Annotated in this window: 15 protein-coding genes and 1 tRNA gene; 11 read left to right on the forward strand and 5 right to left on the reverse strand. The window is 36.8% G+C overall.

Annotation, left to right across the window (positions count from 1 at the left end; genetic code table 11):
• Window positions 1-536 precede the first annotated feature (536 nt).
• The 8 genes from glmU (at window position 537) to AC0KSB_RS00920 (ending at window position 12,301) form a co-directional block, all read left to right on the forward strand.
• A complete protein-coding gene (gene glmU, locus AC0KSB_RS00885; RefSeq protein ID WP_472305790.1) occupies window positions 537-1,922 on the forward strand; it encodes a bifunctional UDP-N-acetylglucosamine diphosphorylase/glucosamine-1-phosphate N-acetyltransferase GlmU in 1,386 nt (461 codons plus the stop codon).
• 115 nt (window positions 1,923-2,037) lie between these two features.
• Window positions 2,038-2,622 (forward strand): aminoacyl-tRNA hydrolase, encoded by a 585-nt coding sequence (pth, locus tag AC0KSB_RS00890; protein WP_472305978.1) that lies wholly within the window; start codon window positions 2,038-2,040, stop codon window positions 2,620-2,622.
• Window positions 2,612-6,142, forward strand: a complete 3,531-nt coding sequence (mfd, locus tag AC0KSB_RS00895) for a transcription-repair coupling factor (protein ID WP_472305980.1) — start codon at window positions 2,612-2,614, stop codon at window positions 6,140-6,142. The genes pth and mfd overlap by 11 nt, the downstream gene beginning before the upstream one ends.
• 80 nt (window positions 6,143-6,222) lie before the next feature.
• A tRNA-Arg gene (locus AC0KSB_RS00900) sits at window positions 6,223-6,297 on the forward strand.
• A gap of 109 nt (window positions 6,298-6,406) precedes the next feature.
• Window positions 6,407-7,441, forward strand: a complete 1,035-nt coding sequence (dusB, locus tag AC0KSB_RS00905; RefSeq protein ID WP_472305792.1) for a tRNA dihydrouridine synthase DusB — start codon at window positions 6,407-6,409, stop codon at window positions 7,439-7,441.
• Window positions 7,442-7,586: 145 nt separating this feature from the next.
• Complete coding sequence (gene fusA, locus AC0KSB_RS00910) at window positions 7,587-9,668, forward strand: elongation factor G (RefSeq protein WP_472305794.1); 2,082 nt, start codon at window positions 7,587-7,589, stop codon at window positions 9,666-9,668.
• 122 nt (window positions 9,669-9,790) lie between these two features.
• The gene (locus tag AC0KSB_RS00915; RefSeq protein ID WP_472305796.1) at window positions 9,791-11,236 is read left to right on the forward strand and encodes a deoxyribodipyrimidine photo-lyase; all 1,446 of its coding nucleotides are present in this window, start codon (window positions 9,791-9,793) and stop codon (window positions 11,234-11,236) included.
• 69 nt (window positions 11,237-11,305) lie between these two features.
• A complete protein-coding gene (locus AC0KSB_RS00920; RefSeq protein ID WP_472305798.1) occupies window positions 11,306-12,301 on the forward strand; it encodes a 2-thiouracil desulfurase family protein in 996 nt (331 codons plus the stop codon).
• Window positions 12,302-12,325: 24 nt separating this feature from the next.
• Here the strand turns inward: AC0KSB_RS00920 and AC0KSB_RS00925 are convergent, their stop codons facing one another.
• The 5 genes from AC0KSB_RS00925 to AC0KSB_RS00945 all read right to left on the reverse strand — a co-directional run bounded on the left by AC0KSB_RS00925 (window position 12,326) and on the right by AC0KSB_RS00945 (window position 16,725).
• Entirely contained in the window at window positions 12,326-12,652 is a 327-nt protein-coding gene (locus AC0KSB_RS00925; protein ID WP_472305799.1) for an L-rhamnose mutarotase, read from the reverse strand.
• 66 nt (window positions 12,653-12,718) lie between these two features.
• Window positions 12,719-13,459: an amino acid ABC transporter ATP-binding protein gene (locus AC0KSB_RS00930; protein ID WP_472305801.1), complete on the reverse strand. Its 741-nt coding sequence runs from the start codon at window positions 13,457-13,459 to the stop codon at window positions 12,719-12,721.
• The gene (locus AC0KSB_RS00935; protein WP_472305803.1) at window positions 13,449-14,207 is read right to left on the reverse strand and encodes an amino acid ABC transporter permease; all 759 of its coding nucleotides are present in this window, start codon (window positions 14,205-14,207) and stop codon (window positions 13,449-13,451) included. Before AC0KSB_RS00935 ends, AC0KSB_RS00930 begins: the two co-directional genes overlap by 11 nt.
• The gene (locus tag AC0KSB_RS00940; protein ID WP_472305805.1) at window positions 14,204-15,025 is read right to left on the reverse strand and encodes a transporter substrate-binding domain-containing protein; all 822 of its coding nucleotides are present in this window, start codon (window positions 15,023-15,025) and stop codon (window positions 14,204-14,206) included. The genes AC0KSB_RS00935 and AC0KSB_RS00940 overlap by 4 nt, the downstream gene beginning before the upstream one ends.
• A gap of 68 nt (window positions 15,026-15,093) precedes the next feature.
• A complete protein-coding gene (locus AC0KSB_RS00945; protein WP_472305807.1) occupies window positions 15,094-16,725 on the reverse strand; it encodes a hypothetical protein in 1,632 nt (543 codons plus the stop codon).
• A 350-nt stretch (window positions 16,726-17,075) separates the two neighbouring features.
• Here AC0KSB_RS00945 and AC0KSB_RS00950 point away from each other — a divergent pair, with 350 nt between their 5' ends.
• From AC0KSB_RS00950 to AC0KSB_RS00960, 3 genes are read left to right on the forward strand one after another with little or no spacing between them, the layout of a single operon-like run.
• On the forward strand, window positions 17,076-18,461 hold the full coding sequence (locus tag AC0KSB_RS00950) for a hemolysin family protein (RefSeq protein ID WP_472305808.1): 1,386 nt from the start codon (window positions 17,076-17,078) through the stop codon (window positions 18,459-18,461).
• A complete protein-coding gene (locus AC0KSB_RS00955) occupies window positions 18,454-19,113 on the forward strand; it encodes an HAD family hydrolase (protein ID WP_472305810.1) in 660 nt (219 codons plus the stop codon). Before AC0KSB_RS00950 ends, AC0KSB_RS00955 begins: the two co-directional genes overlap by 8 nt.
• Window positions 19,113-19,703, forward strand: coding sequence for a recombinase family protein (locus AC0KSB_RS00960; RefSeq protein ID WP_472305812.1), 591 nt, complete (start codon window positions 19,113-19,115; stop codon window positions 19,701-19,703). Before AC0KSB_RS00955 ends, AC0KSB_RS00960 begins: the two co-directional genes overlap by 1 nt.
• Window positions 19,704-19,816: the final 113 nt, after the last annotated feature.

Raw genomic sequence — 19,816 nt, forward strand, 5'->3', positions numbered from 1 at the left:
TTATTAGTTTTTTTTTATTAAAATAAAAAAATTATTTATTATTTTCTTGTTATTAGCTTGGTGTTTTTATTTTTCCATAGTTTATCCACAAAATATGCAGCTGAATAATTGTTCGTTTTCAAAACAATTTATTAGATTCAGCGTTGGAGAATAGGCTTGTTTCTCAATGTAAGTTTGTTTCACATTTTGTGTGGAAATGATTTTTGTGATCCCCCACCTTTTAATATAAGCATTAGCAGTCATAAAATGTAATTTAGATCTGTGAAACAATGGATTGAGTTATGCACAAAGTTATCCACATTATCCACAGATAGATTTTTGCTTTTTCCCACTTATCCACATAAATCAAACAAATAGAACCGCAACTGTTATATTCAGAATATTTTTGGTATAATGTGTAGTTGTGATTATACAAATAATCTTTCTATATACATAAGTGTTTTAGGCAGGCGGGTTTATTTTTATCCGTGTCTGTTTTTGTGCCGTTTGATGAGTTTTAGCCGAAAGTATTCTCGGCAATTTTGGAGGTATAGTGGATGAATATCTGTGCTGTAGTTATGGCGGCCGGTGAAGGTAAATTAATGATGTCAAAACATGCCAAGGTCGCACATAGAATTGCCGGTAAACCTATGATCAGCTGGGTTCGTGAGGCCTTGACCAAAGCCGGTGCTGAAGATCAGGCATATATAGTGGGGCACAGACAGGAAGAAGTAAGGTCAATTCTAGGTGAGGACGTAGCCTTTATTCTGCAGGAACATCAGCTGGGAACAGGACATGCTGTTTTGCAGGCTTCACATTTTTTGGAAGGTAGAAGAGGTTGTACTCTTGTAATAAATGGAGATATGCCTTTAATTACTGCTAAGACTTTAAATAAAATTCTCAGTCGATTTCAGGAGGATAACTATGCTGCGATTGTTTTGTCTGCCGATGCTTTAAATCCTGAAGGTTACGGTAGAATAATACGTGATGATCGAGGATGTTTTCAGGCTATTGTTGAGCAGAAAGACGCTTCTGCTAAGCAACTTGAAGTAATGGAAGTTAATGCAGGACTTTATTGTTTCGATACGGCTCTTTTGCTTTCTGCTCTGGGGCGTATAGGCTGTCGAAATAAGCAGCATGAATATTATCTTACAGACACAATGGAAATATTGTTAAAGGATGGACATAAGATTGATGCTTATAAAACTTCTTTTGAAGAAATAATGGGTGTAAAAGACAGGGTTCAACTGCAGCTTGCAGCAGATAAACTAAATAAAAGAATTATTGAAAAACATATGCGAAAAGGCGTTACAGTTGTTGACCCTGCCAGTACATGGATTGATGAGTCTGTAATTATAGGGATGGACACTGTGATATTGCCGAATTGTTCGCTCAAAGGAAACACAATTATCGGCGAAGAATCTGTAATCGGACCGGATACACATTTGGCTGATGTCAGAGTAGGTGATAAAGTGCAGCTGGATCATGTTACTGCAAGAGAAGCTGAAATTGAAGAAGGTACAGTGGCAGGTCCTTATGTTCAGATCAGACCTGGTTCTTTAATTGGTCCATATTGCAGGCTGGGAAATTTTGTTGAAATAAAAAATTCAACAATAGGAGCTTATAGTCAGTTGGTTCATCAGACTTATGTTGGTGATGCAGATGTTGGCGAGAATGTGAATTTTGGTTGTGGTTGCAGCACTGCCAATTATGATGGTCTTAACAAATCAAGAACCAATATAGGAAGTCATGCTTTCATTGGCAGCAATAGTTGTTTGGTATCGCCAGTAGATGTTGAGGAAAATGCATATGTAGCAGCAGGCTCTACTATCACAGAAACAGTTCCTGCCTATTCTTTGTCAATAGCAAGAGCCAGACAGACCAATAAAGAAAATTGGGTTGTCAGCAGAGGACGAGTTAGAAATCAAAGAGTAAACCCTTAAGTTAGGATTTGCTGGCTGCCCTGCAAAATATAGATACCGGAGTAATATGGTTAGTTTTAAAAATTTCTTAAATAAGAACAGGAAAATATCCTTATCAAAAGATACAGGTGAAGATTTGTGGTTAATTGCTGGCTTGGGAAATCCGGGAAGTAAGTATGAGAAAACATGGCATAATGTTGGGTTTCTTACTTTAGAGATATTAAGTCAAAGGCATGATATAAATATTAATAGAATAAAATTTAAAGGGTTATATGGTCGTGGCAAAATCGGTGAAAAACAGGTGGTTTTATTGAAACCAACCACCTATATGAATCTAAGTGGAGAAAGTATACGCGAAGCAGCAGCTTTTTTTAAGATACCTGAGCAAAAAATTATCATTATATATGATGATCTTGATGTTGAGACCGGTCTTGTAAGAATTAGAGAAAAAGGTGGTCCGGGAACTCACAATGGAATGAAATCAGTGGTTAACTGTTTGTCCGGGAACCAATTTCCTCGTATAAGAATAGGAATAGGGCCTTTGCCTGAAAATTGGCAGCTTGTCAATTATGTGCTTTCAGAAATACCGGAGGATAAGAGAGATCTTTGCTGGGAAGGACTCAATACTGCTGCTGATGCGGTTGAAATCTGTGTACAAAAAGGCATAGACCTGGCTATGAATCGCTGCAACAAAAGGAAGAAAAAGAGTGATGATAAATAATAGCTATTTGCGAAAAAGTGCTTTGCGGGATAAAAAATTTGCTGAGCTTGATAAATTCTTTCATTTGAAAGACAGCCAGGCAATAAACATTAATGGGCCGGGTGATGCGCAAAAAACGGCTCTAATGATAGCTTTAACACAATCTGAAAATAAACCCCCCTGCCTTTTAGTGCCGGATGAGCTTCGAGCAAGAGCGGCATCATCTGAAATCAGAGCTTTTACAGATTCTTCCGTATTTATTTTCCGCCCTAAAGAATATAATCTGACAGATGCAGATGCTGTAAGCCGTGAATCTGAAATGAAAAGAATGGCAATACTGGATTCTGTTCTATCAAATAAAACAGAAGCTTTAATAATTACTGCTGCGGCATCTATGCAGAAGTTGATGCCTGTTGAAGTATTTCAAAAGTCTTCTTTTAAGATTAATCAGGGCATGAGCATTGAAATAGAAGATCTTTGTAAACACTTACAGAAGATAGGATATGAAAGAACCAGTCTTGTAGAAGATGCCGGACAATTTGCTCGTAGAGGCGATATTGTAGATGTTGCACTGCCTTCACCAGAGGAGGGCATAGAGGCAAATGCTCTTAGAATATCGTTTTTTGATCTGGATATTGACTGTATAAAAACATTTGATATGGCAACACAAAGATCACAGGAAAAAGTTGATCAGATAAATATATTTCCAATAAGAGAAATTCTTATTGAAGATTATCAGATAGAAGACTTGTCAAAAAAAATAGACGCTACAGCCGCTGCTGTATATCGCCAGTCAGTTGAATTGGGTGCCGCAAAAGCTTTGGCAGAAAATAGCAGAAGTATTTGCCGCAGAGATGCTGAACGTATTGCTCAATCCATTTATTTTGCAGGCCTGGATAGGTGGATTTCCTGGATATATCCCCAAAGTACAACTGTTTTTGACTATATAAATGCAAAACACAATAGTCTTTTTATAGATGAACCGTTAAGATTTAGAAATCGTCTTGACGCTGCACAAGCTGATTTGAACGAGCGAATAAAGCATATGATGGAAAAAGGGCAGACGGTTGTTGTCAGTGGAGAACCTTGTTTGCGAGGTGCAGATGTAGGAATTATTCTCAGCAATTGGCCTGGTCTAACTGCTTTTTGCCAAATTGCCTCATCTGGAAATGGTCTGCCGGGTGCAAAGTCTTTTGATATTCAGGGAAGAGCAGCTGATAATTTTCGCGGTAGAGAAAAACAGTTGATTGAGTTTATTAGACAACAACCGGAAGATTCCTTGAATATAGTTTTTACAGGTTCTGAAACAAGGAAAAAAAGAATAAGTGAGTTTTTTGCCGAAAATGAAATTAGTGCTTTGATTAGTGATAATTCTCTTGTTCAGGGATTTGTGTGGCCGGCTGCCAGAATAAGTGCAATTGGAACACAAGATGTTTTTGGCTCTGAAAAAAGTTCAAAAAAAAGACGACACTCCGGCATTAAGATAGATCTATTTAGTGATCTGGTTACAGGAGAGTTTGTTGTTCATGAAGCTCATGGTATAGGGCGTTATGAAGGTTTACATAATATGGATAATAATGGCATACGTCGTGATTATCTTAAAATCAGGTATGCAAATGATGATGTTTTGTATATACCTATAGAAAGTCTTGATCAGATTCAAAAATATGTAGGTGCTGAAGGCAGAGATCCAAGGTTATCAAAATTAGGCGGACAAGACTGGAATAAGCTAAAGGATAGAGCAAAACAGTCTATAAAAAAACTGGCAACCGATCTGATAAAGTTATATGCTCAGCGTCAGGCTGTAAAAGGATATCGCTTTTCTCCGGATACAGTTTGGCAAAATGAATTTGAGGATGATTTTCCTTATGTTGAGACTGAGGATCAGCTAAAATGTATTGAAGAAATTAAAACAGACATGGAATCAGAAAAAGTTATGGACAGGCTTTTGTGTGGTGATGTAGGGTTTGGTAAAACAGAAGTTGCTTTTCGTGCTATTTTTAAGTGTGTAATGGATAGTAAACAGGCTGTTATGCTTTCACCAACTACTGTTCTTGCACAACAGCATTATGAAAATTTAAAAAGGAGAATGGCTCAGTTTCCTGTAAAAATTGGTCTTTTAAGTAGATTTGCTTCTTCTGCAATGCAAAAACAAACTATAAAAGGTTTGAATAATGGAGAAATAGATATTGTTGTAGGCACACATCGGCTTTTATCAAAAGATGTTGTATATAAAGATCCGGGATTACTAGTGGTTGATGAAGAACAACGTTTTGGTGTTGATCATAAAGAAAAAATAAAGGATATCAGCCCTAATATAGATGTGCTTACTCTCACAGCTACACCTATTCCACGTACTTTGCATCTTTCCATGACAGGAATAAGAGATATCAGTGTAATTGAACAGGCTCCTCAGGAAAGAAGACCTGTTCAAACATATGTGATGGATTATGATGAAGACATTATAACTGAAGCTTGTTTGCGAGAGATATCACGCAAGGGTCAGGTTTTTTACCTTTTCAACGATACTAGAAAAATAATTGAGAAGACTGCAGCTTTAGAAAAATTGCTTCCAGGTGCTCAGATTGTTTATGCACACGGGAAAATGGGAGAGAAAAAATTAGAAGATATTATTAATTCCTTTATAAATGGTGAAGCAGATATTCTTGTTTGTACGACAATTATTGAGTCCGGAATAGATATGCCAAATGTAAATACAATTATTGTTGAAAATGCTGATAGATTAGGTCTATCGCAATTATATCAGCTAAGAGGAAGGGTTGGACGCTCCGACAGACAGGCCTTTGCATATATAACATATAGACGGGATAAAATTCTTACCGAAATTGCTGAAAAAAGGCTTGCTGCAATTAGAGATTTCACTGAACTTGGTGCTGGATTTAAAATTGCTTTGAGAGATCTGGAAGTAAGAGGTGCAGGGAATTTGCTTGGAGCTGAACAGCATGGACATCTTGATTCAATAGGATATGATCTCTATTGTAAAATGCTGGAAGAAACTATAAAAGAGATGCAGGGATTTGAAAAACAAAAACTTCAGCCTACTGTAATTGATCTTGATGTGGATGCATATCTTTCCTCCTCGTTTATTCCTGATGAAGGACAGAGAATGGACATGTACAGAAAAATAGCTGGCATAGACAGTTTGACCGTGTATCATGATGTTATAGATGAAATAATCGACAGATATGGAGATTTGCCTGTTGCAGCAATGACTTTAACCGATATTGCCTATATTAGGGGGATATCCCAAAAAAGAGGGCTTATTCGCATATATGAGCAAAAACCCAATATAGTAATGACCTATGCTGATCAGTATAAACCAGATATGGCATTTGTTTCTGCGCTGATGTCACTGCCGGAGGCAAAAGGTATGCTTTTATTTAATGCAGGAATTAAACCACATATTGTATTCAGACAGGCTGGTGCCGACAGAAACAATATGATTTCAAAATTAAGGCGATTATTGGCTGCTGCCGAACAGGTTTTGAGCACTTTAAATGATCAAGCAAAAAGTTCATAGTAAATTAGCAGGACACGGTTGTTTGCAGATGATTCTATTTGATTTTATAAATGAATTCACGTATAATAACTTGGCTGAATGTCCTGGTGGCCTAATGGATAAGGCAGCAGTTTCCGGAGCTGCTGATACGGGTTCGATTCCTGTCCGGGACGCCAAAATAACCGCTGAAACTGCATCGTTTTGGCGGTTTATTTATTAAATATACTGTTTGTTGCTTTGGCAAGAAGTTTGGAAACAGTGGTATAAACAGAAGGTTTGAATTTTATGACTGATCTGAATTTTGTAAAGCCTCTAATAATAGGGAAAGTTAAACTGGAGAATAATATTGCTCTGGCTCCTATGGCCGGTACCACCGACATTACCTATCGTCAAATTTGCCGGCATTTTGGAGCTGGTTTTACTGTAACTGAACTTGTTAGTGCCAGAGGTATAGTCTATGATCCTGAGTTAAAAAGAAATTATCGGTTTCTGGAAATTTCTCCTGAAGAGAATCCTGTATCAATACAACTGTTTGGTTCTGACCCTCAGGATTTCTCAATAGCTATAAACCGTATATTAAAACATCCCATATTATCTCAATGCGCAATGATAGATATCAATATGGGATGTCCCGTTGCCAAAGTTGTTAAACAGGGGGCTGGCAGTGCATTGATGTGCAATCCTGCTCTGGCAGGAGAAATTGTTGGCAGAAGTGTTGAGGCTGCTGCTGAATATGATAAACCTGTTACCGTGAAAATACGAGCAGGTTGGGATGATCAGTCAATCAATTGTGCAGAAATAGCTAGAGTTTGTGAAAAAAATGGTGCAGCTGCCATAACTGTTCATGCCAGAACGAGAGCACAGATGTATAATGGTAAAGCTAACTGGGAATATATCACTGATGTGAAAAAATCTGTAAATATTCCTGTTTTTGGCAACGGAGACATAAATTCTGTTGATGCAGCCAGACAGATGATCCAGCAGACTAATAGTGACGGCATAATGATAGGAAGAGCGGCACAGGGTAATCCTTGGTTTTTTTCAAGCTTTTTAACACAAAAAACAGAAAAAAACGCAGCAGAATTGATAACAAATCTTGAACAGAAGCCTGATAAAGATGTAAGAATGTACTGGATTATTAAGCATTTAGATGGGATGATAGACAGATTAGGTGAGTCTACTGCGATCAAGGAAATGAGACCTCATCTAGCTCACTATTTTAAAAATACAAGGAATGCAACTACATTTCGTAGACAAATAATGACAGCACGAACAAGAGCTGAACTAATTTCTATACTGGAAGAATGGCGTATATATTGAACTAAATATTGTGAAAATACATAATAGAAGTTGTTTAATCTGCATAGTATAATGATAGCCACGGTGCTTGAGTTTTGTTGCAGAAATTATTTTAATACAGGAAAGCCCAGGCATCAGTAAGATACGACAAGGGGGAATCCTGGATATGAAAAATTATCCCACTGCTAAGATCCGCAATCTCGCTCTGCTGGGCCACGGTGGTTCCGGCAAGACAGCATTAGCTGAAGCAATTCTTTACCATGCAAAAGCAATTGACCGCATGGGCAAATCAAACGACGGAAATACTGTTATGGATTTCGATCCCGAGGAAATTCGCCGCAATATTTCTATTAACACTTCAGTAGCGACTTGTGAGTGGAAAGATTGCAAGATTAATCTGCTTGATACACCAGGTGATTTTGATTTCCTGGGAGAAGTAATGCAGGCGCTTCGTGTTGCCGATAGTTCATTAATTCTTGTTAGTGCCAAAGATGGTTTGTCAGTTGGTGCCGAGAAAGCAGTACGTCACTCTCGTAAGGCTGGTCTGCCGATATTCTTTATGATAAGTCGAATGGACGAAGCCAACGCAAATTTTGACAAATCTCTTTTAAGTTTGAAAGAGAAATATAACAATCAGGTAATTCCTTTTATTTTGCCTATAGTAACCGATGGCAAAATGACAGGACTGATTGATGTTATAGAGCAGCAAGCATATGTTTTTGATGCTAAAGGTGCTATGACACCAGGTGCGATACCTGATGATATGGCTGATCAGATTGCTGAACTTCAGGAAAATATAAATGAGGCTATTGCTGAAACTGATGAAACCCTGATGGAAAAATATTTTGGTGGTGAAGGCTATAGTGATGAAGAAAAATTGAACGGTTTACGTACTGCTATTTTAAACGGTTCAATCTATCCGGTTTTTGCGGGTTCTTCTGGATCGAACTGGGGAATATCCGCTATGGTAGATAGACTTATCAAATATATGCCGTCTCCGGCAGACCGTCCTGTCGTTAAAGCGGAGAAACCAGACGGAACTGAATTTGACTTAAAAACTGATTCAGACGGTCCTCTGGCTGCTTTTGTTTTCAAAACAATTGCTGATCCTTTTGTTGGAAGAATATCAATTTTCCGTGTCTATTCCGGTGTTTTTAAAGGCAATACAACTCTTTTCAATCCCAAGAAAGAAAAAGATGAAAGAATTGGTAATGCTTATATGCTTCTTGGTAAGAAGCAGATTGGTTCCGAACAAATTGTAGCAGGAGATATTGGAGCTGTTACAAAACTTCTGGTAACTGCAACAAATGATACACTTTGTGACAAATCTTCGCCGATTATTCTACCACCGATAAAGTTTCCTGTTCCTTGTTTATCTATGGCTATTTTGCCTAAGGTAAAGGGTGAAGAGGATAAAATTGTTGCAGGTCTACATAAACTGGAAGATGAAGATCCTGTTTTCTCAGTGGTAAACAATGCAGAAACCCATCAAGTTGTGCTGTCTGGACTTGGTGAGCAGCAGCTTGATGTTTTGCGGTCAAAACTTAAGGCTAAGTTCAATGTTGAAGCTACTCTTGAGGAACCAAGAGTGCCTTATAGAGAAACAATAAGGAAAAAGGTTAAAGTGCAGGGCAAACATAAAAAACAATCAGGAGGGCACGGTCAATACGGTGATGTGTGGATAGAATTCGAACCGGGAGATGCTGAGAACCTGACTTTTGAAGAGAAGATATTCGGTGGTTCTGTTCCCAAATCATTCCATCCTGCAGTTGAGAAGGGTCTCCAGGACGCGATAAAAAAAGGTGTGCTTGCAGGCTATCCTGTAGTTAATCTTAAAGCCGTCCTTGTTGATGGATCCTATCACGATGTTGATTCTTCTGAGATGTCATTTAAACTTGCTGCACGGCTTGCTTATAAGAATGGCTTGCCACAGGCATCCCCTGTTTTGCTTGAACCAATAAGCACCGTACAGGTGCATATTCCAGATGATTATCTGGGAGATATAATGGGCGATATGAATAAAAGAAGAGGCAGAATTATGGGAATTAATCCTGACAGCGAAGGTCAGGTAGTGGTTGCAGAGGCGCCAACTTCTGAATTGGCAAAATACGCAACTGATCTAAAATCAATGACACAGGGAAGAGGTTGGTATACCATTGAGTTTGCAAGATACGAGCAGGCTCCTCAACCAATAGCAGATAAAGTAATAGCTGACGCAAAAGCACGTTCGGAAGAAGAAGGCGATTAAGCACCTGATCCCTTGCAGAAAACCTCCTGGAACAATTAATTTGTTCAGGAGGTTTTTTCTTAGCCTGATCGTGTATGATTATAATTAGAAACAAGATTATTTATATTTAAGAAGAAGGTGCGGTGATTGATTTGATAGAGCAGAGAATTCAGGCATTGAATGAAAAAAATATCGGCAAAGGACCGGTTATATATTGGATGCAAAGAGATCAGCGAGCAATTGATAACTGGGCACTATTATTTGCAATTAATCAGGCTGAAACAATTAATCAGCCTATTATTGTAGTTTTTTGCTTGTTAAAGGAATTTCTAGGTGCGCCAAATAGAATGTTTGAATTTATGCTTGCAGGCTTAAAAGAGACATGGGAATACCTTGCAACTAAAGATATTCCCATGTTGATACTTGATGGGGCAAATGATCAAAGCCTGGTTCAATTATCTGAAAAAATAAATGCAGGCGTTATTGTAACTGATTTTAATCCAATCAAGCCTATTAATAAATGGAAAATAGCAGTTTCGGAAAAAATTAATTGCAGGATGATTCAAGTTGATGCTCACAATATTGTTCCTTGTACTGTAGCTTCAGATAAACAAGAGTATTCTGCAAGAACTTTTAGAATTAAAATAAACAAAATGTTGCCTTTATGGCTCAATGAATATACGCCTATTAAATTTTCTTCAAAAAGACAAAGCGAATTCTTTAGGTTGTTAAAAGAAAGTTCGCATTTTTTAGGCAATGAAAATAATATGAATTCTGAAAATAAATTCGATGATCAGATTGGTAAAATAGCAGATATCTATACTCAAACAAGAGAATTGTTAAATGAATATAAATCTAAAAAAGATTTGGGCTTTCTAGTAAAGCCTGGATATAAAAATGCTCAAAAAATTTTCGGGCAATTTATAAATCAGAGATTACCTGAGTATCATTTAAGGAATGATCCCAATGCTAACGTTGTTTCTTTCATGTCTGCATATCTGCACTTTGGACAGATTTCTGCACAAAGATTAGCTCTTGATATTTTTAAGGAAAAAAAAGCAAATGCTGGGAATTCCGAAAAGTGTTTGGATTATCTTGAGCAATTAATAATAAGAAGAGAATTATCTGACAATTTTTGTTGCTATAATAGTGATTATGATAATGTAAATTGTTTTCCTGATTGGGCCAAAAGATCACATGCCAGGCATGCAAATGATTTAAGACCATATAAATATACATTATCACAATTGGAGAATGCAGAAACGCATGACGCTTTATGGAATGCTGCCCAGAAAAACATGGTTAAAACAGGTAATATGCCTGGATACTTAAGAATGTATTGGGCTAAAAAAATATTAGAGTGGACAAACAATTCAGAGGAATCTCAGACTATCTGCATATATCTTAATGATAAGTATATGTTAGATGGAAGAGATCCAAATGGTTATGCAGGAATTGCCTGGTCGATTGGAGGGGTGCATGATAGGCCATGGATAGACAGACCTATATTCGGGCAAATTCGACTCATGACTTTGTCTGGTTGTTACAGAAAGTTTGATGTAGACAACTGGATTAAAAACAATTCTTAAACTGCCCGACAGATTGTTCTTATTTCTAACTTTTTTAAACAAATAAATTAGGTTTGGGAGGATATTTAAATGGATAATAAAAGTCCGGTAATCCTTAGTGAAAAACCAAGAATAGGTATAAGTGCATGTTGTATGTCCTGTCCTGTTAGATATAATGGGAAAGGTTTTGATCTGGTAAAAAATCTGGGACGGGAAAAACAGGATTTTGTTTGGACTGCAGTTTGTCCTGAATGCCAATCTGGTCTTGGAGTTATGAGAGAGCCAATACATATAAGTGGTACGAATGGGTCTGAAGTCTGGAGTGGCAAGGCACAAATTAGAAACAGGCAAGGACTTGATTTGACTGATCAAGTTAAGGCAGGATCACTTGAATGCCTTTCTGTTTTGCAAAGAGCCGGTATAAAAGCGTTTATCTATATGGATGGAAGTCCCACCTGTGGTGTATACAGAACTATTTTAAGAAAGCAAAGCAGAGGCAAGCCACCAGGTGTTTTTGGCTCACTACTGTATCAGAATGGTTTTTTTCTTATACCTGCTTTGGATTTGCAAAGTCCTTTAAAATGGTGGGACTGGCGCAGACGCCTTCTGGCCTACATCTGGCTAAATGAAATAAACATTGATGATCGATCGGATCTTTATGCTGTTTGGTATCGCCTTAAATTTTTAGCGCAGGAAATTGATAACACGAAGGCAAGGTCATTGGGGCATGAAATAGCAAATTGGACAGGATCCCTTGAATCTGAAAAAGTTTTGGATTTTAAAAAGCGTGTATCAGATATACTGAGAAATCCTTCTGATAAGGCAAGAATGATGAATAGTTTGTGGAAGAATTACAGCTTTTATAGAAAAGCCACCGGACAATCTATTCCTGAAATAGGGAAACCTGATGAATTGCGAAATATTACAACAATTGCACGGGAAATGATTCTCATGGAGCGCGCCGCAGCTGATGCAAATCTTGTGTTTGGCACTTCGCCTGTTTTGTACAGAGGTAATAGAAAGAAAACAGATAAAGAAATAAATGCAGAAGGCATACTTGACCGGTCAAGAAATGAATTCGCTTGAAATCTCAACCGGTCAAACTTTTATTTAATCATGAATAAACATTAGTTTCAAAGGAGGGGTTACACCGGTTTCGGGATCAAAATCCATGATTAAAATATCTGCCATATAATCATTCCAGCGCTGTACAACGGGACTGTCAGCCTGAACTTTTGTTGCATGTTCTATATCGGCACATTCATAATAGCCAAAAAGATCTGTTCCGGAAAGCCAGATGGAATAATTATGAATGCCTGCTTCATTTAGGACCGCAGTCATTTCAGGCCATATTTCGTCGTGCCTTTTTTTATAATCCTCTTCTGTGCCCTGTTTTATTCTTGCTCTCCATGCAAACTTTTCTGCTTTTTTACTCATTAACTTTTCCTCCTATTTAGTAATTCTTGATGGTACCAAAAGGTTTAATAAATAGACTAAGCAATATTATACCTTCCATCCTATTATTCGGCTAATAAATTTATTAAATTCCATTGAATCAGACTCTTGATATATGCTTTCACTTTGTCCATGTGTTTCTATATATCCCTTGCTTACAAAAGCAACATAATCACAGGCATGTCTGGCAAAACCAATTTCATGGGTTACTAGAATAAGATCACGATTTTGTTTCCTAAGATTATTAATCACATCAAGTACCTCAGCAGTTATTTCAGGATCAAGTGCTGAGGTAGGTTCATCAAAAAGCAAAATTTCTGGTTCAAGAGATAATGCTCTGGCGATTGCAACTCTTTGTTTTTGTCCGCCGGAAAGAAGATTTGGAGAGTGTTCGAGATGCTCACTCAAACCAAATTGAGAAAGTAGTTCACATGCTTTTTCCTTGGCATATTGGCGTTTTATACCTCTGGTTTTAGTTAGAGGTAAAATTATATTTTCAAGGACTGTTAAATGTGGAAAAAGATTGTATGATTGAAATACTACAGCAATTCTTTTTCGATGTTCAAGCATAGTTTGTTCACATGAAAAATCAACTTTTTTGTCATTTAATATTATTTCGCCTTCATCCGGTATTTCAAGTCCGGCCAGAATACGTAACAAAGTTGTTTTTCCTCCGCCTGAGGGACCTATTATTGCAAGAGATGATATACTGTTTAATTCCAGATTTAATTTATCTATTGCTGCAATATCACCATATTTTTTTGTTAAATTTTTAATTTTAATTTGCATATGCCATTTTCCTCTCAAGTTTTCTTGTGATCAGAGAAATTGGCAAAGTAAGAGCCAGATAACCAATTGCCAGTAGAATATAATTCTCAAAACTGGTAAAGGTTATACTATCAACCTCCTGAACATTTTTTGTGAATTCATTTACTGCTATTAGAGAAAGAATAGATGAGTCTTTAATCAAAGAAGCAAACTGGCCTGTTAGAGGCGGTAAAACTATTCTGCTTACCTGAGGGATTACAATGTATCTGTAGGTCTGTGATTTTGTGAAGCATAGAGATCTGGCTGTTTCTAGCTGCGCAGATGCAACACTATCCAAACCTGCCCGGATTATTTCAGAAACATATGCTCCTGCAAAAATAGATAAAATAATAATGCCCATCAAATATCTGTTATTTAACCTATAAGCTGTTCCGATAAAATAAAAGAAAAAAATCGTCTGAACAAGAAGAGGAGTTCCTCTTATTACCTCTATATATACAGTTGCAAGATAGCGAAAAAAGAGGATCTCGGACCTTTTTGCAATAGCTGAAAGAATCCCTATTACTAAACTTAATATAAGTGAAAAAAAACTGATCAGAATAGTTATTCCAAAACCAAAAGCAAACTTGTTTCTATATTCGAGCAACCTTAACCATTGCCACCTGTGTTGAAGCTGCCAACCGGCAAAGCCAAAAAAAGTGATCAATAATACTATTACGAGCAAAGCGTGCAACCATGGTTTGCTGGTTTTCCAGCTTTTATTTTTCATTTTATATCAAAGAAAAAAGGTATGCCCAATGAATCAAATGTGTTTTTCTCTTCCGACAAGTGGGATTCTGCTAGTCTATCAAAACCTCCGCTGCTTCTGAAAACTTCAATAAAATCATTTATCTGAGAAGTTAACTCAGGATTTTTTTTGCTTACTCCTATTCCCCAAAAATCGGGTTGCTCCTGATATCTTTCGAGATTTATTCTGGTCGTGCTTTCGTGTTCAAGCCAATTGCGATAGATAGTAAGCTGATCGTAGGTAAAAGCGTCTGCTTTTCCTTGCACAACTTCCAGTACACATGCTCCCTCATTATCAAAAATCATTATATTTTCTTCAGGAAGATTTTCCTGAGCATAAAGATGCCCGGAAGTGCCTCTTTTAACTGCCAGTATTTTGCCGGATTCTTTAAGATCATCATACTGATAGACATCAGAATCAGCGTTTATTAGCAGAGCTAAGCCTGTTGACGCGTAAGGTTCTGAAAAGTCTATTGTTTTTCTGCGTTCTTCATTTATAGTCATAGATGAAATTATAATATCTATTTTTCCAGATTCAAGAGACGGTATCAGACCACTCCATGCCAAGTTTTCTATTATTACTTCCTTGTCTAGATATTCACCCAGTTCTTTTGCAAGATCTACACTTAGACCGGCAGGATTATTATTAGCATCAGTAGTTTCAAAAGGAGGATATTTCAATTCCATCCCTACTACCAGTTTGCTTTCGTCTCTCTTACCACAACTTGAAAACAAAAAACTTATGCTTATCATTCCAATAATTACAAGCAGGCTAAAAAATTTAGTTTTTTTCCTTATCATAATCTATACACAGGGACATCTTCAGAGTCCTTGCTACCTCCTTTTTAACCATTATACTAGATAGCGCATTAATCCTGACATCTTTCTTTCAATTTTTTAACAAGTTTTTCCAGTCTTTCAATTACTTCTTCGCGCTGTCTTTGTACAGTTGGTATTTTTTGAATATAATCATCAAAATAATAACTTAAAGATCTTAGTATGTTTGCCTCGCTTAGCATAATGGAAATAGGGGTTTTCTTTTGGGCGGTGCTTGGAGAAAACAGAGCATTGCAATTTTCTTTGTAAACGATATTGACACTTATGTCTTCAAGGCCGGGAGTCAGGTTACTCAAATAAAGGTTGTAGTTTGTTTTTTGCCGAAGCACATCGATGATTTCAAGAAGCCAGCGAATTGTATTTTTTGTATCAAGTAAAAGTGGGTTTTCCAGACAAAGTAAACAAGCGTCCACTTCTGTTTGACCTTCATTTTCAATTTGTTCCAGCAAAGAAATAGGTAGAATATCGAAATACTTTTCCTGCTCAATTTTTTCAAAAAAAACTTTTTTATGAAGTTTAATTTGCTGTATCAAATCTTTTGACTTTACAGTTTTTAAGGTTTTATCTGAAAAAGAATCAAGTATATCATGTGGGAGCATTAAAGCATTCAGATGACTACGTATATTAAATACATTACCAACTCTTTGCCTTGTTTCCAAACCGGTTTCTAAAAGGAGCTGGCAATTTTGTTTTGTGAATACTGAAAAAAGATTATTGCATTGGCAAAGGTGAGCCTCATAAATAGATTCAAACATGGCAACTGTAGATTTTTCTGTATAGTACAAAGTAAGAGTGTCTTCAGGATCAGCGTCTGCTGTATTCCAAGCGGCAATCGTAATATGTCCACGGGAAATGAAAAGCGTTCTTTTTACATTCTGATCAGTATATCTTGGATGATAATAAGAGTTGATATTACCCACAAGATGTAAAGGCATCCAGTATCTTAAAGCATCCATTATTTCTTCTTTTTGACGATTAACCACGTGAATCACTGAAATTGTATGTCCGGATTCGATAATCTGCTTTAATAAAGACGCCCATATCATAGTGAATTGTTTATCACCTGTAAGCCATTCCAGATCATCTTCGCTGGTAAGGAGAAGATCATGCTTGCGATCTGATTGAACAATGCTAAGCAAAAAATTTAGTACTGCCTGTCTGCGCCCGGTAAGTCCTTTGTATATTTCATAATCACAGATTTTCCCTGGAACGGCAGTTGGTTTTGTTAATGTTTCTGCTGCCTGCGTCATTTTCTCAAAAACTTTTTTGTGATTTGTTGTCATTAGTCCGGCTATATTGGCTATTATATTGTTTGTCATATCAGGATTCTGAGGCTGATTCATAGACGCATTGAGATCAATTGGTTCATCAGATACCAACCAGTCAGAAAGTGCATGTATTCTTCTGCTTTCATCATTAAGAGCATCTTCGGGAAGATGACTTTTAAGAATAAAATCTAAATATTCCTTCTGATAATGATATGAATTAAGTTTAAGAAAAAAACTTGCAATTGCCGGTATGTGAGGTGAGTTCACGGACATTACTCTTTCACCGGATTTCCACCTGCTCACAAGAGAAGCATCAACATTGATTCCTCTTGCCAGTTTGCTGTTGCTAACCTTAAAAAGCTGCATAAGTCCTCGTAATTTATGATCAAAATACATATTAAACCTCCGTGAGTATTATAGACCTAAACATTATGGCATGTATAAGAGGTATGGTCAATGACAATCAGTGTCAAATAGTGCCAAATAATTAATCGTGACAAGTTATATGACATTTTCAAAATTTGATTCTTAAATTTGCTTTTGGTTGTAACATAAGGCTTTTTAAGTGCATAATACTTATTATTTAATAAGCAGCATTGCCACTAGCGATATTGCTTTGAAAAAGTAAACCTGTTATATTGATATCGTCTTAAAACAAAAAAAATTTTAAGTCAAAAGAGTTTTGGGACGTTGCTGTCATTTTTAAAATGTATATAATTATATGCACAAATAGAGGAGTAATTGCTGTGATTGACTACAGTTGTCCTGGTTTGATTCATTTTGCCATGTCTGCTGGGACGGGTTCAACTAGCTTCCCTTGGCTGGATTTTTTAGTTGTAATGCTACTTGTGGCTTTAACCGCTTTTTTTGCCGCAGCTGAGCTGGCGATAATATCATTGAACGATAATAAAATAAGTAAGCAAGCTGAACAAGGTGACAAAAGAGCCGCTCGTTTATGCAAGATTATTAGTGAGCCTGGTGCGTTTATGGCAACCATAAGGGTTGCTATAACTTTAACTGGATTTTCTTCGGCAGCTTATGCTGTATTACGATTTACAGATCAAATATACTTAGCTTTTAATTATGATGCTAATTGGCTTAAAATAGTCATAGCCTTTGCCATAATTATTTTTCTGACATACTTTTCTTTAGTTTTTGGGGAGCTGTTGCCAAAAAGATTGGCTCAATCTTATCCTGAAAAGTTTGCCAGATCAGTTTCTGTTATCATAAGTGCTGCTGGAATAATTTTACGTCCTTTTGTTTTTATTCTTACTAAATCAACAAATTTTGTTTTAAGAATTTTAGGTGTTGATCCAAGTGGCACAGACAAAACTGTTACTGAAGAAGAAATTCGTATGATGGTTGATGTAGGTCGTGAATCCGGGAATATAGATGATGAAGAGAGTGTTCTTATTGAAAATATTTTTGAGTTTAACGACAAAGCTGTCTCGGAAATAATGACACACAGAACAAGTATAGTTTCGTTGGATGTAGAATCTGATTACTCAGAAGTTATGGAAGTAGCTATAAGTGAAAAATATACCAGAATACCTGTGTATGAAGAAACTATCGATAATATAATCGGTATTCTTCATATAAAGGATCTGATTTATCATGTTGCAGAGGGTCTTGATCAACCTTTTTCCTTAAAGAAAATGATAAGAGATCCCTATATTGTGCCTGAATCTAAAACAATAGATGTTTTGTTCAGGGAAATGCAAAAAGAACATGCACAAATGGCAGTTGTCATAGATGAATACGGAGGGACTGCCGGTATAGTTACTTTAGAAGATCTGATGGAAGAGGTTTTTGGCAGTATTCAGGATGAATATGATGATGAAGAACAGGATATAATTAGAAAAGATGACCTTACTTATGTCATATCAGGATTAACCCCTTTAGATGAAGTTTCAGATGTGATAGGGTTCGATTTCCCAGATGAGGATTACGATACTCTGGCAGGTTTAATGCTTAGTCTTCTTGGCAGAATTCCTGAAGAAAACGAGTTTCCAGAGGTAAGGTATAAAAATTTCAGATTGAAAGTCATGAGTATGGAGGAAAAACGAGTTTCTCTTGTAGAAGTTAAAGTTTTTCCAGAAGGCAAGGAAGAGGGTAAGAAAGAGTTTGATTGACGAAAAATATAAGTTTGACGGAATACTATTCGATATGGATGGGACTATTCTTGATACCATACCTTTGATCATTGAAAGTTTTCAGTTTGCGTATAAGAAACATTTTGGACATGTTGTTGATGAAAAAGAAATCTTAGCAGGGATAGGAGTCCCACTTGAAGATGTTTTTTCTAAACTTTCACCCGAAGAATCAAAGTCAATAATTAAAACATATACAGATTATAATCATCAATTATTGCCATCTCATATTGGCCTTTTTGTAGGTATAATTGAGCTTTTGGAACACTTGAAGTATACAGGCATGAAAACAGGGATTGTTACTTCTAAAAGAACTGATTCAGCGATTGCAAGCTTAAAGCCTTTTAATCTTTTAAAATATTTTGATCTTATACAAGCCAAAGAAGCAACAAAAAAGCATAAGCCTGATCCTGAACCACTGATTAAAGCAATGCATGATTTAGACCTTACTGACCCCCGGAGGGTGGTCTATGTTGGTGACAGTGTTCATGATTTGCTATGTGCAAAAAACGCTGGTTGTAAGGCTGCTATTGTTGACTGGACAAGAATGCCAAAAGAAGATTTGCTTAAGCATAATCCAGATATCTGGATTAATAAAGCGATGGATCTTTATGATTGGGTGGTGAATAAATAATGGCTAGGTATGGGTATATGAAACTTGATTGTGAAGAGACTGATGTTAGTAGACAGGCTTTGCTTCTTGATCCGATGGGTGATTTTACAAGAATTTTTGTTGATCAGATTAACAATGGAAAGATTGTCAGGGAACAAAGAAAAAGACTACTATCTTTACTTCAGCAAGGCGATCTTGTTTATGTTGCAGCTGCAGATCGGTTTTGTGATAATACCAGAGATTTTTTAATAACTGCCGACAAAGTTCTGCAAAGTGGTGCAGAACTGATTCTTCTTCAGGAGAATATTGACACTAGAAGTCCGGCAGGAAGACAAGCTCTAAAAGTTCTAACGGCTTTTGCCGAAATTGATTATAAATGGCAATCTGAAAGAAAAAAAATGGGAATTCAGACTGCTCGTAATCAAGGAAGAAGAATAGGCAGGCCTCCGGTTTCTGTTCCGGCTGATTTTAGAAGAATATGTCAGGACTGGACAAATGGGGAAATAAATGGTCAAGAAGCTGCAAATCGTAGTGGTTTGCGAAGTACCAGTTTTTACAAAAAAGCTGCCGAACTTGGCTTTAAAGCGCCTTCACGCAAGAAGAATCATTAAAGCTGTCATATTTACGACATAATATTTTCGTAATATAACGATTGAATTGACCAAAATGCTTGTGTATAATGACGTGTGATTATGACACATTACATAATCGATTCCCAACAGAA

The organism is Ercella succinigenes, from assembly GCF_900002895.1.

Coding starts and splice junctions, on each gene's coding strand:
- glmU (WP_472305790.1), top strand. CDS start 537: ATGAATATCTGTGCTGTAGTTATGGCGGCCGGTGAAGGTAAATTAATG.
- mfd (WP_472305980.1), top strand. CDS start 2,612: ATGATAAATAATAGCTATTTGCGAAAAAGTGCTTTGCGGGATAAAAAA.
- dusB (WP_472305792.1), top strand. CDS start 6,407: ATGACTGATCTGAATTTTGTAAAGCCTCTAATAATAGGGAAAGTTAAA.
- fusA (WP_472305794.1), top strand. CDS start 7,587: ATGAAAAATTATCCCACTGCTAAGATCCGCAATCTCGCTCTGCTGGGC.
- AC0KSB_RS00920 (WP_472305798.1), top strand. CDS start 11,306: ATGGATAATAAAAGTCCGGTAATCCTTAGTGAAAAACCAAGAATAGGT.
- AC0KSB_RS00925 (WP_472305799.1), bottom strand. CDS start 12,652: ATGAGTAAAAAAGCAGAAAAGTTTGCATGGAGAGCAAGAATAAAACAG.
- AC0KSB_RS00930 (WP_472305801.1), bottom strand. CDS start 13,459: ATGCAAATTAAAATTAAAAATTTAACAAAAAAATATGGTGATATTGCA.
- AC0KSB_RS00935 (WP_472305803.1), bottom strand. CDS start 14,207: ATGAAAAATAAAAGCTGGAAAACCAGCAAACCATGGTTGCACGCTTTG.
- AC0KSB_RS00940 (WP_472305805.1), bottom strand. CDS start 15,025: ATGATAAGGAAAAAAACTAAATTTTTTAGCCTGCTTGTAATTATTGGA.
- AC0KSB_RS00945 (WP_472305807.1), bottom strand. CDS start 16,725: ATGTATTTTGATCATAAATTACGAGGACTTATGCAGCTTTTTAAGGTT.
- AC0KSB_RS00960 (WP_472305812.1), top strand. CDS start 19,113: ATGGCTAGGTATGGGTATATGAAACTTGATTGTGAAGAGACTGATGTT.